Raw genomic sequence first — 13,908 nt, forward strand, 5'->3', positions numbered from 1 at the left:
CTCTTGGTAAATGTTGTTAAATAAAAAGTTGTTCAGCGAATTGCGTATCAGAAGCGATACGCAAATTCGTTGGAGTTAGCTACTGCATGTACCAGGTCCACAAAAGCTGCTGCTTTGAATGGATCGAGATTTTTGGTGTCCTTCAATCCGGTAGGTACAGCCACTTCAAATTTGTCAGTCCAGGTTTTGTTCTCAACCAATTTTTCCTGTTCTTTCAGGAAGCTCTTAAGTGCCGCTTTTTCTGTGCGGGTTGGCTTACGTGAGAACAAAATTTCGTACAGCTTATCCAACTGTGCATTTTCATTTGCGCCCGCTTCCGAGATGACACGACCGGCAAGTGCTTGTGACCAACCAAATACAACATCACTATTAAACAGAGTCAGTGCCTGCAGGGCCGTTGTACTCACATCGCGCTTGTGATGTGGCTTGGATGGATCAGCCGGGTCAAACGATGCGGTCAATGGATAAGGCAAACTGCGACGCACAAAAGTGTAAATACTGCGACGCTTGTGATCGTTTGGATCTTTTGCCTCTTCCCACAATGCACCACCCTGACCGTTGTTCAAGGTATTACCCGCAACCAAACTGGAAGGCACTTTCGGGAATACTGCTGGGCCGCCGATAGTTTCATCCAACTCACCCGATGCATAGAGCAAGGAGTCGCGCAGCTCTTCTGCTTCCAAACGTTTGCGTGGATATACCGCCAGCAATTTATTGGCAGGATCAACCGCAACCACGTCAGAACGTTCATCAGACTTTTGGCGATACACTGCTGACAACACGATTTCACGCTGCAGTTTTTTCGGGCTCCAACCATTTTTCACAAAATCAGCGGCGAGGTAATCCAACAATTCCGGATGCGTTGGTTTTTCACCGGCGCGACCAAAGTCTTCTACAATGCCTGCAATACCCTTGGCAAATAATTGCGCCCACACACGGTTGACATACACACGGGTAGTCAACGGATTTTCCGGACTGACCAGCCAATTCGCTAGCGCTGTACGACGGCCCGTTGAGGTGGCAGTCGGAGTAATTTGCAATTGGGTGTTATTACCGGCCCAAAGCTTCGGCAAACCTGGCTCAACTGCTTCCAATGGACGCTCATGGATACCATTGAAACGTACATGGGTCGGCGGTGCCTCTGTGCCTAACTCAGTGAGTGCGGTATAGGTTTTTGAGCCGCGACGCGGACGCAAGTTGTCGTATTTTTTCAACTCGTCAGTAAGTTTTTGATACTCAGCCCAACGTTCAACATTCGCAGGGTCATATTGCGGATGGTGCTTTTCGGACGTTTCGCGCAAATAACCAGCGATATCACGCTCGGACGCTACCGCATTCAAACGGGAATTAACCCACTTATCCAAAGGTGTCCATTGGTCTTTTGGTTTGAAAATCGCATCGCGGCTATCAGTCAAATAGCGCTCGTTGTGATATTTACGCCCTTTCTCGCGCACCTGATCCAGAATTGCTTTTTGCTGGTCAGTAATCGGCTTGATCGCTGCCTGATACAGAGCCTGTGAGGTAATAAAATCGACATCCCACTGGCTTTCAGTACCCTTCGCTAACTCGGCGCGCTCGTTGGCAAAGGTATTGGCAAAAAACGCTTGCAATTGGAAATACTCGACCTGGCTAATCTTGTCGATTTTATGGTTGTGACATCTCGCGCAACCGATAGTAGAAGCCAGAAACGTTTCGCCGACCAAATCGGTCATGTCAGTAGAAATTTGATAGTGACGCTGAACCAAATCGCGCGAGTTAAAGTTATCGGGATAACCGGCTAACAGTCCGGTAGCGATTTTTGCTTCCTGGCTATCAGGCCACAACTCATCACCGGCGATTTGCTCACGAACAAATTGGTCGAAAGGTTTATCTTCATTGAATGATTTGATGACGTAATCGCGATAGCGCCAGTTGTTAGGACGGGTTTGGTCATTTTGGAAACCCGCGCTGTCAGCATAGCGCGCCAAATCCAACCAGCGACGCGCCTGACGCTCACCGAAGTGTGGCGATGCCAACAAACGATCAACTAATTTCTCATAAGCATCGGGTGAGCGATCTTGTTCAAATGCCGCAACTTCTGCCGGTGTTGGCAATAAACCCAATAAATCCAAAGTAACGCGACGAATATAGGTTGCGCGGTCCGCTTCTTCCGATGGCTTTAAACCATATTCATTTAAACGAGCCAGAACAAAATTATCGATGGGAGAACGCACCCATTTACTCCCACCAGCATCTGGTACCTGTACACCTGTATTGATTGGCAGGTAAGCCCAATCTTTGGCTGCATTACTGGTAATTGGCTTAACCGTTTCTTTTTTTGCCGCTGCCGGTTTTTTTTCAGATGCTTTGGCAGCCTCTGCTGCATACGCAGACCCAGCTATAAACACGGATGCGGACAAGCCGATAAGAACGGCCTGAACTATTTTCTTCTTGTTCATCAACTCACTCCTAAAACAGATGATGGCTTCTACTCGTAACACCACCGGGAACACCAAAGCGACAAAACTGCTGGCATTAACAATTACAAAAGCCATTGATTTATCAACAGCTGCAAAAGACAAATCCATAAAAGCAACTAGCGAGCCATGTTTTGGAAGCGAGTAAAAAACAAAACCATTTTTGCTTGTAGAAGGTTGAATCTATTGATAATTTTTTTATTAAACTATTTTTAGTACACCGCAGAAAATCCTGCTTATAGACACCAACAAACGGTTTAGTGATGGATAAAAAACATCAAACAAAACAACTGCATTCTTGGCAACACGGAATTTTTAACAGCCAACAGCATTGGGAAATTCAATCTATGATCACCTGGTGCAAACTGATTATTTTTGAACACCGGGTAGCGATGAAAATGAGGTAAAAAATAGCTTAATTTAGTTATTAAAAAAATAAATTATTCATAAACCAAGCGTTTGTTTTGTATGACTTTTTTAAATTGCGGAAAGACCTCAAAAAAATAGTTAAATTTTCAATGGCATACAAATTGCCAAACTCCTGTTGTCGTCTTAATTCGAAAACCAGGAGTCTCTTGATGAGCATCGTTAGTAAAAAATCAACACCCGTAAAAAATGCTTCTTTTTCAACACATAAAAATCGATTTTCTTTATCACCTTTAGCATTTTTTGTTGCCAGTGTTTTTGTTTCATCAGCCGTTGTTGCACAAACAGCAGACAATGCAAATTCTGCCGCTGCACAGAATGCAACTTCTCAAAATACCGCTGCGCAAAATAGTACAGCTTCGACAGCCGGGCAAAGTGAAGCCAAGAAACCGTTGGTATTAGGTACTGTGACTGTACGTAGCCGTAACCGTATTGAAAAACTGCAAGACGTTCCGCTCTCCGTATCGGTTGTGCAAGGTAAAGAACTGGAGCGCTTGAATGCTACAGACATCAGCGCCCTCACCCAACGTCTGGCAAACATCTCCTGGAACCAGGGCAACCAACGCACCAGCAGCCTCTCTATCCGCGGCATTGGTAAGCAAGGACAAACTGAAGCACAGGATCCAGCTGTTGGCTTGATCGTGGATGGCGTCAATTACGCCTATAATGCACTCTCTTCCAGTTTTGATTTCACGGATATCGAAACGGTGGAAGTAACGCGCGGACCACAAGGAACACTACTAGGTAAAAACAGCAGTATTGGTGCTATCAACGTCACCACTAAACGTCCGTCGTTTGATCCGGATTTTAATTACTCGCTTACCATTGGTGAATGGGACACAGTACAAGGTCGTTTTGCCGGTGGTGGTCCGATCATTGATGATTTATTGGCATGGCGCGGCACCCTTAGCGTGAGTAAAGGCCAAGGTGATATTAAAAATGCTTACAACAGTGATGAAAGTATTTCTAACAAAGAACGAGTTTCCGGGCGCGTACAATTTTTATTAACACCGAATGAAGATTTCAGCGCACGCTTTGCATTTGATGCCCAACCGCGCTCTGGTGAACGCACTAATGGCCGGACTATTTATACACCGACGCCAACAGAATATTCTAACGGCGCCCCAAATCCACAAAGCGCCGAAGCCAGCACTCGCTTAGCACGCCGTTGGTTTACGCAAAGCCCTAATTATACTTATGAAGGCAGCTATCTCTATGGTGGTGGCGAAAACGAGTACAACACTGATGGCCGCCGCCCACTCATCACCGGCAGCAATGGTGCCACTGCAGAATTAAACTGGAAATTGGATACATTCACCATCACCTCAATTACCGCGTACAAAGATTACCATTTCAATGCAGTAAATGATGAAGGTACACCGTTTGATATCCAACGTAATTCCGGTGGGTTTTTTAATGACTACAAACAAAAAAGCCAGGAGTTACGTTTAAGTTCACAACAAGGCGGTTTTGTCGATTATCAAACCGGTTTGTTTTATTTGGATGTGAATAACGTTGCTGAATATCAACGCGTATGGGGTAACGATGCTGGTGCCTGGTTTGCCAGTAACGCCCAATACACTACGCTCGATAGGGATTCTTACGGCCGTTACCTGTTAATTAATTCACTCTCAGGTTTAAACATGGCATGGAATAGCCCGGCTGGTTTTCAGGATATTAATAACGAAAGTGCTGCAGTATTTGCGCAAGCCAACTGGAATTTCACTGACCAGTTTGTATTGACTACCGGTTTACGTTTTACTCGTGAGGAGCGCACCAATCGCACCGGAACCTACATTAAGGATAGTGGTTTTGGTGCTGAGCTGAATCCGGCGGTGGTAAACAATGTCAATCTGGGTGGCTTTCACTCTATCAATGCCGCTACCAAAATCAGCGATGACCTTACCATTCCAGCGGGTACACTGGGGCGCGTAGTCACCAATCCAGACGGCACCAAAACATTTATTACCGATAACTCGACAGCACAACTAACATTGGCTGATCAGCTTGCTAACGAATATTTTGCTAAAACAATTAGCGGTGCACCCGGTGATACCTATGCGAGCCTGACCGCCGCACAAAAAGCGCAAGTGGGCGCAGCAAAAGCACTTCGCCAATCGCAAATCGGGGTCGTGTTTAATGAATTTGATGTGGAACCTTACGAAAAAACCTTGCCCTCTTTTGTGATCAGTCCGACCTACAAATGGAACCAAAACCTGACCACATACGCCTCCTGGCAACATGGTGAAAAAGCGGGTATCGCGCAAGCAACAAACGGTATTTCCAATCTGGTAACCGAAGAAAAAATTGATGCTTATGAGTTGGGTGTAAAGACATTGCTATTGGATAACACCCTGGTATTTAACCTTGCATTGTTCCAAATGAATATTAAGGATTACCAACAAACCAGCCGTATATTTGACGAATACACAACCACCCTCAACCGTCAAGCTGACCCAACTGCGGTAGATGTCTACACTAACGCCACCGCCAACATTCCCAAAGTGGAAGCACGCGGTATTGAAATCGACAGCATCTACACTGGTATCCCCAATACTACTTTGCGCTTTGCCGGTGCTATTACTGATGCAGAATATGTAGAGTTCACTAACTCGGCACAACCGTCAGAAGATAGCTACCCAGGTGCAGATCCCTATAAAGATGTGAGCGGTGAAACTTTGCCCGGCGCATCAAAATACTCGTTCAACATTGGTGTTGATTACCGCCTGCCAATTGGCAGCGGTAAAGAATTCCACACCAATTTGAATGCCCAATACAACAGCAAATACAACTCGGATAACTCCCTGTCAACGTACGGTTGGATTGAAGGCAGAACGCTGGTGGATTTTGGTATCGGTATCGGCAATGCCGATCAGACGTTTGATGTAAGTGTGATCGTTAAGAATTTGTTTGATGACGATACCCCAAGCACCCGCACGTGGAATAGCTACACACCTGCTAACCCACGCTGGGCTGGTATCAGCTTTAGCGGTCGTTTTTAATTACCGGTAGCCAATCAATTCATTGCGGTGAATTGATTGGCAATACATTGGTGATGTGATTTCAAGGAGCAGCAAATTGATTACATTAAATTTTCGCCGGACTGCACTCGCAGGGTTATTGTTACTGGGTTTTAATACCACAACACATGCAATACCCAGCGTATATCCAACCGGCACTACTATTTACAATCCCACCAAAGCCTATAACTCCTATGTGTTATTTGCCGGACAAGATAAAAAAACTCACTTGATCGATTTGAATGGCAATGTCGTTCATGAATGGAATTACAACGCTTTTCCACCAGTATTGATTGATCCGGCGCTTAACAACGGTAAACGCGGCCATGTGCTGGTTCAGTTATCCGGTGAAACCGGTGGTCGCGCCAATGCGACAACACAATCTATTGGTGAAGTCGATTGGAATGGCAAGGTAGTGTGGCAATGGGGTGCTGCTGGTGCGCAGGATGCGTACGCAAGTAATGGTACCGCGACTGATGCGAGCGGCTATGGCACTAGCATTCGCCAACACCATGATTGGCGTCGCCTGCCTAACGGCAACACGATTATCCTCGTTAACTATGTGATCCCGGTAAAAGGCTGGAAGGCCGAAAAATTACTGGAAGATGGTGTATACGAAGTCAATCCTAAAGGCGAAGTGGTGTGGAAATGGGCTGCCTTTGAACATCTGGACGAATTCGGCTTCAGTGAAACATCTTTAAAAATATTGCGCGAATCATTAACCCGCAACGATAAAACTATTCCGTTCGACTATTTGCATTTCAACAATTTATCCGTCGTTGGCCCTAACAAGTGGTATGACGCAGGCGACCAACGCTTTCACCCCGACAATTTATTATTTGATGCACGCGAAGCAAACGTAATTGGCATTATTGATAAGAAAAGCGGAAAAATTGTGTGGCGCATCGGCCCGGATTATCCACCGTCAATTAATCAATTTAATTTGCCTCGTCCTGTTGACCAAATATCCGGTCAGCACGATGCGCACCTTATTGCCAAAGGTTTGCCCGGTGAAGGCAATGTATTGATCTTTGATAACCAGGGCGCAGCGGGATATCCGCCAGTCAATATCGGCACCCAGCCACGCTCTCGCGTGGTGGAAATTGATCCGGTGAAAAAAGAAATCGTATGGCAATACACCGGCGTTGATTCGGGTAAACCAGGCTATAGTTTTTATAGTTCCTATATCAGTAGCGCGCGCCGTTTACCCAACGGTAATACGCTAATCAATGAAGGTATGAATGGCCGTTTATTCCAAATCACCAGCAAAGGTGAAATTGTGTGGGAATACATAAGCCCTTACTTCAACACGCCAAAACCGGAAGATGCACAACAATTCTCCAACAATACGGTGTATCGCGCGCAACCTGTTCCCTATGACTGGGTTCCTGAAGGAACACCGCGCTCGGAGAAACCGGTAAAAGCGATTGATGTAAAAACCTTTCGCGTCAATACCAACAATTAACACCAACTACTTGTGTAAAAAAATTCGCTAACCAACTTCATAAAGAGCATTCACTCAACAGGGATGTTTTTCCTCTACTGCCAGTGGGCTACTGCTGGCAGATTTTTCCGCTTATCCCTTTTTGCTTCCGGATTTATCTATGAATCGAATTGACCACAGCCGCCGCTATTTTATTTCACGCATTCCAAAAGTGTCTGCCGCATCACTGGCCGCAACCGGCTTGCTTGGTGGAAAATGGGCTTATGCAAAGACTGCAGTAAAACCCAATATTATTTTTATCCTTGCCGATGACCTCGGTTACGCCGATTTAAGTGTTTATGGTCAGCGCCATTTTGAAACACCGCATTTGGATAAACTTGCCAAACAAGGTGTGCGTTTCACCCAGGCCTACGCAAATTCCGCAGTCTGCTCTGCGACACGTTTTGGCTTGATTACAGGCCGCTATCAATATCGTTTACGCGGCGGATTGGAAGAACCCTTATCCAGCGCTAACAACAATATTGGTTTGCCGATTGATCATCCAACCTTGCCATCACTACTGAAAAAGCAGGGTTATAAAACGGCGCTCTTTGGCAAATGGCACCTTGGCTCCTTACCTGCTTTCGGGCCACTTAAAAGTGGATATGATACTTTTTTTGGTAACTATGGCGGCGCACTCGATTATTTCACGCACAAAACCAACGTTGGTCCCGATGCAAAAGAAGGATTATTTGAAGGTGAAGTACCGGTGGAAAAAGTGGGTTATTACACCGACTTGATTGCAGACCGTGCAGTTGACTACATTAAAAGCCATGACAAAAAAACTCCCTTTTTGTTATCGCTGCATTTCACCGCACCTCATTGGCCGTGGGAAGGTCCGGAGGATGAAGCTGTCGCACAGGAAATTAAAAGTTTGTTCCATTATGAAGGCGGCAGCCTTGAAACCTACGCAAAAATGGTGAGGTCATTGGATTCTGCTGTCGGTCGGGTATTAAAAACTCTCGACACTCATGGCCTTACCAAAAATACTATCGTTATCTTTACCAGTGATAATGGTGGCGAGCGTTTTTCCGACACCTGGCCTTTTACCGGTCAAAAAACCGAATTGCTCGAAGGCGGCATACGTGTTCCCGCTATTATCCGCTGGCCAGCAGCGATTAAGAGTGGGCAAGTCTCTGAGCAGGTAGCCATTACAATGGATTGGCTCCCAACGCTATTATCTGCCGCAGAAGGTGCGCCTGATCCAGCTTATCCAAGCGACGGCGAAAACTTGTTGCCCATCCTGTTCGGCGCACAACCAGTCAAACCACGCACACTTTTCTGGCGTTACAAAGGTAATAACCAACGCGCTATACGCTCAGGTGATTGGAAATATTTAAAGATCGCCAATAACGAGTTTCTATTTAACCTTGCAGAAGACGTGCGTGAACGCGCCAATTATGCCGAGCATAATCCGGAAAAATTTAACGAGCTTAAACAGCAATGGGAAAACTGGAATAAAACCATGCTGGCTATTCCCGAGGAAGCCAGCACACATGTAGTAGATGGCAAATCGCAAGCGGATCGACATGGTGTTATTAGCACTAAAAAATGAAGCCTTTAAAACACCTGTACAAATAATATGATCAAAAATTAACAACTTGAAATAATCGCTAAAAAAATTTATTTACCACCAAAAATAATGATCGCAACAGGGATGTTGTATTATCACTTCGCAATCTTATTATGCACGCCATCCCCGCTTCAAATAATGCAGTTATTGCCTCATACAAAACAAACACCAACGCCAGTCAATTAAATATCATCAGCTGATTTTTAATTATCAACAGTTTAATTTAGCTATTATTTTTTATTCAAAACCGAATAACTTGTGGCCTGCTACTTGCGATAGGGGGAGAGCGAAATGCTGCGTGCATTTTTATTCTCAACTTACTTCACTATGCCAAGGAGCTAACGATGACAAGATTCTTTTATTCGCAACCTATATTCAGTATTGCAAAAAATCGACCGGCACCCTATCTAACTGCATCGTTAATCCTGCTCGGCAGCTTGGGAATTTATACTCCCTCTCTGCTCGCCCAGGACACAGAGGAAACATCAAAACCCGCAGAGAAGAAAGTAGAAAACGCCACCGTATTACAAGCGGTGACAGTTCGCTCACGTAACCGTATTGAGAAGTTGCAGGATGTACCTTTATCTATTTCCGTCGTTACCGGCCAGGAATTGGAACGGTTACAAGCATTGGACGTTGCATCGTTCAGCAAACGTGTAGGGAATGTTATCTGGAATCCCGGCAACCCGCGGCAATTCAGTTTGTCAGTGCGCGGCGTTGGCAAACAAGCACAAACCGACGCACAGGACCCAAGCGTTGGAATTATTGTCGACGGCGTTAATTATGCCTATAACCCGCTTTCATCCAGCGTAAATTTCACTGATATCGCCGCCGTTGAAGTTACGCGTGGACCACAGGGAACATTGCTGGGGAAAAACACGAGCCTTGGCGTAATTAATATCACCTCGCGCCGTCCTACATTTACCAAAGAAGCTCATGCAACGGTAAGCTACGGCTCATACAATGATTTGTTTGGTTCTGCCGTATTGGGCGGCGCAGTTATCGATGATTTACTGGCATGGCGTGGCGTATTTACTGCGCAAAAAGCAGATGGCGATATTGTTAATACTTACAATGAAGACCAGACTTATGCAAATAAAGATCGGCTATCCGCACGCGTACAGTTTTTATTAACTCCCAGCGAAAATTTTACTGCTCGTATCAGCCTGGACGCACAACCAAAAGCAGGCGAAGCCACTAATGGTAGATCGTTTAACAAACCAACCCCAACTGTCTATGCAGGAATCAATACCACGGGTCCAAATGCGGGAACTAACATAAACCCCTTAAGTTCAGACGCCAAAACCCGATTGAATCGCCGCTGGTTCCTTGAGCAAAGTAACTATCGTTATGAAAACGATTGGCTCGACAACAGTAAGCGCGACCGCATCAATGCCGACAATTACAACCCCATTGTCACCGGCACTAATGGTGCATCTACCGAATTGAATTGGCAATTAAATGAATACGAAGTAACGTCAATTACGGCCTATAAAGATTATTATTTTGCCGCGCGCAATGATGAAGGTACGCCCTTCGACATCAGCAAAAATGGTGGTGGTTTGGTGGACTATAAACAATACAGCCAGGAACTGCGCCTGAGTTCAAAAACCGGCGGATTCGTAGATTATCAAGCCGGTTTGTTTTGGTTAGCAACCGATATTGACCACGCAACCCGTGCCGGCTGGGGTTCCGATGCAGGCGCCTGGTTTGCAACCACGGCACAATATAATCGTCTCGATGCCAGTAGTAGTGGTAGAACATTGTTACAAGATTCATTAAGCCGCTTGAATCGCGTGCAAGATAATAAATATGAAAATGAGAGCAGTGCAATATTTGTGCAAGCTAACTGGCATCTCTCTGAACCACTAACCCTTACCACCGGTGTACGCTTCACGCGTGAGGATAGAAACACAACGACCAGCGCTTTGCTCTCTGATAATGGCGCAGGCAGTGCATTGAATCCGGCAGCAATAAATGTGGTAAACAAGGTTAATTTAGATGGTTTTAATTCCTTAAACACAACCGCCACGATTAATGGACAAACCTATCCGTCTGGCACATTAGGGCGTATTGAATATATTAACAATGCTCCCGTTTTTGTGAATGACAATACCACCAGCCAATTAACATTGGCTGATACCTTGGCTAATAAATATTTCGGCACTGCGATTACCGGCACACCGGGTGCTGCTTACGGTAGTTTGAGTAATGCACAAAAAGCCCAGGTCGCCGATGCCAAAGCCATTCGCAGAACACAGGCAGCAGCGTTGTGGAATACGGTCAAAGCAGAAAGTTTTGAAGCGACCCAACCTGCATTTGTCGTCAGCCCCACCTATAAAATCAACAACAACTTAACTGCTTATGCATCCTGGCAATACGGGGAAAAAGCTGGAATCGCACAAGTGGTAAATGGCTTTTCTTATTTAACCGATGCTGAAAAATCCAGCTCTTATGAAATTGGTGTAAAAACAGTGCTGCTCGATAATACCCTGGTATTTAATGCCGATATTTTTCTAACTGACATCAAGGATTATCAACAAGCTGTGCGTGCGGTAGATGAATATACTACTGAACAAAATACCATTAATGGTGTTCCTGAAATCGCCTATCTCTCCTACACAGGTAATGTACCCAAAGTGCGCGCACAGGGTGTGGAACTGGACGGAATTTATTCCGGTATTCCCAACACCACCATTCGTTTCTCCGGTGCTTATAACGACGCTTATTATGTAGAGTTTCCCAACTCTGCACAGCCAGTAGAAAATGGTTATCAGGGCGCCGCACCCTTCCGCGATATTTCCGGTGAGACTTTACCCGGTGCATTCAAGTATAGCTTCAACATTGGTATCGATTATCGCGCGCCGATTTTCAGCGCCCACGAATTTCACACCAGCGTAAATACGTCGTACAACACCAAGTTTAATTCCGATAACGCACTGTCCAGCTATGGCTGGGTAGACGGTTCAACCACCACCGATTTCTCTATCGGTCTCGGAAAAAACAAAGGTGAGTTTGATGTAAGCCTGGTAGTGAAAAATTTGTTCGAGGATGACACCTACCAAAACCAAACCTGGAATACCTGGAGCCCTGCATTGCCGCGCACAGCAAGTATTGTATTGAGCGGAAAGTTTTGACGGTATGATTTGATATGCGGCGGTTTTGCGATAAAAACCGCCGCGCAAACAAAAGTGAATAAATCACAATCAAACTCTCAACACTCCACGAAACGCCCTTGCCGCATAATAAGAAGAAGCGCCGTTATGATAAACAAACACATGGTTATAACGGCGATCACAAAAAAGTGCACCGTCGAGTGTTCTGATTTCTTCCGGTGTTTTAATCCAACTGGAAGTTTTTAAATCAAATTCACCCAGCGTTTGTAATTCGCGATATTGCTCTTCCGTTAACAGCTCAATACCCATGGCAGTAGCCATATCGATAGCATTGTTTGCCGGCTTGTGTTCTTTTCTTGAATCCAGCGCTTCGCGGTCGTAACACACACTTCTGCGACCTTTCGGCGTTTCCGCTGAACAGTCGAAGAAAATAAACTCGCCAGTTTTTTTATCAAATCCAACTACATCCGGCTCGCCACCAGTTTCTTCCATTTCATTTAATGATGTAAGTTTTTTGGGATTAGCCGCCAATCTCTCTTGAACCTTATCCCAATCAATATCTTTATGACGGTTTATATTTTTCTCGAAGCGGGATTTCAGGATCTTGAGTAACTCTTCATATTGTTTTGCTTTCATACACTCTCCTTTGAAATATTTCGTTTAAAGAAAATAATTCTCCAAGACTTATCAACTACTCTCCCGCTCAATCAACTCACACTGCAAATGAAAATGCTCAGGCGAATTTTCCGGCTCGGGCAAAGCACCGACTAACTCCAGAATCTTGCGCGCGGCGACCTCACCTATTTCAGTTGCAGGTGGACGAATGGTGGTGAGGCTTGGGTAGAGTTTATCAGCGATAGCGTAATCACCAAAGCCGACGATAGCGCATTGGGTGGGAATTGTTATTCCGGCGCGTTGGGCGGCGAGTAATGCGCCGCAGGCGAGGTTGTCGTTGGCGAAGATGATGGCATCGGCGGGATTATCGCCATTCATTAATGCTTTAAATGCTTCTTCGCCCGCCTCAAGAGGTGCTTGCGCGTTGGGCGTGTAGGCGCGACTTTCGCGCTTGTGTTGTTGCATTATTTCGGCATAGCCGTCGCGACGCTCCAATGCGCTGAAGTCGCCGACAATGCTGTTGGTGACGAAGGCGATGCGTTGGTAGCCTTTGTCGAGGAGATAGCGCGCGGCCATGCGACCTACATCTTCATGCAAAAACCCTACTTGAATCGGTGCACGTTCTGTTTGCAAATCCCAGGTTTCCACTACTGGAATCCCCGCTTGCGCGATCATCTTTTCCGTCGCTTCAGTATGGAAATAGCTTGTCAGTACCAATGCGGCGGGCGACCAGCCCAAAAAACTGCGCACTGCATTCTCTTCCTGCTCCGGCGAGAAATAACTCGATGCCAGCATTAGCTGATAGCCATTCCGGTTGAGGATGTCGCTAACGCTCTGGATGGTATTGGCGAAGATGGGACCGGAAATATTGGGAATCACCATCCCCACTATGCGCGAGCTGGCCGAGGCCAGACCACCAGCGACCAGATTGGGGACATAGCCCAGCTCGGCAACGGCAGCGGCAATCTGCGCACGCAGTTCCTCTGAAACTGAATCCGGCTGTTTGAAGTAGCGAGAAATGGTAATTGCCGAAACACCAACATGGTTGGCGACCTGGCGAATAGTAGTGCGACCCGCGTTACTGCGGCGTTTGCGGGCAGGTGTTTCTTTGGGAAGCTCATTAGAGAGCCCAATGGGGAATTCGGTGGAATCTGACATATGCTTTTATCGTATATAAGGATAACCAAGTATTCTTTTGAAACTTAAGTGCCATTCATTA

The 13,908-nt window shown here is 45.8% G+C and carries 7 protein-coding genes; 4 read left to right on the forward strand and 3 right to left on the reverse strand.

What is annotated here, in order from left to right; translation table 11 throughout:
- Positions 1-47 precede the first annotated feature (47 nt).
- Positions 48-2,534, reverse strand: a complete 2,487-nt coding sequence (locus tag AC1RJL_RS18505; protein ID WP_492916770.1) for a DUF1549 and DUF1553 domain-containing protein — start codon at positions 2,532-2,534, stop codon at positions 48-50.
- Between the two features lie 500 nt (positions 2,535-3,034).
- On the opposite strand from AC1RJL_RS18505, the gene AC1RJL_RS18510 reads away from it, so the two are divergent.
- The 4 genes from AC1RJL_RS18510 (at position 3,035) to AC1RJL_RS18525 (ending at position 12,095) form a co-directional block, all read left to right on the forward strand.
- Positions 3,035-5,884, forward strand: coding sequence for a TonB-dependent receptor (locus tag AC1RJL_RS18510; RefSeq protein WP_492916772.1), 2,850 nt, complete (start codon positions 3,035-3,037; stop codon positions 5,882-5,884).
- Positions 5,885-5,960: 76 nt separating this feature from the next.
- Complete coding sequence (locus AC1RJL_RS18515) at positions 5,961-7,367, forward strand: aryl-sulfate sulfotransferase (RefSeq protein ID WP_492916774.1); 1,407 nt, start codon at positions 5,961-5,963, stop codon at positions 7,365-7,367.
- Positions 7,368-7,506: 139 nt separating this feature from the next.
- Positions 7,507-8,940, forward strand: a complete 1,434-nt coding sequence (locus AC1RJL_RS18520; RefSeq protein ID WP_492916776.1) for a sulfatase-like hydrolase/transferase — start codon at positions 7,507-7,509, stop codon at positions 8,938-8,940.
- Positions 8,941-9,302: 362 nt separating this feature from the next.
- The gene (locus tag AC1RJL_RS18525; RefSeq protein ID WP_492916778.1) at positions 9,303-12,095 is read left to right on the forward strand and encodes a TonB-dependent receptor; all 2,793 of its coding nucleotides are present in this window, start codon (positions 9,303-9,305) and stop codon (positions 12,093-12,095) included.
- Between the two features lie 69 nt (positions 12,096-12,164).
- Here AC1RJL_RS18525 and AC1RJL_RS18530 read toward each other — a convergent pair whose 3' ends face one another.
- Both AC1RJL_RS18530 and AC1RJL_RS18535 read right to left on the reverse strand, forming a co-directional pair.
- Positions 12,165-12,710, reverse strand: a complete 546-nt coding sequence (locus tag AC1RJL_RS18530; RefSeq protein WP_492916780.1) for a DUF4256 domain-containing protein — start codon at positions 12,708-12,710, stop codon at positions 12,165-12,167.
- Between the two features lie 51 nt (positions 12,711-12,761).
- Positions 12,762-13,847, reverse strand: a complete 1,086-nt coding sequence (locus tag AC1RJL_RS18535) for a LacI family DNA-binding transcriptional regulator (protein ID WP_492916782.1) — start codon at positions 13,845-13,847, stop codon at positions 12,762-12,764.
- Positions 13,848-13,908 lie beyond the last annotated feature (61 nt).

It is taken from the genome of Cellvibrio sp. GW822-FHT04B05, from assembly GCF_058800985.1.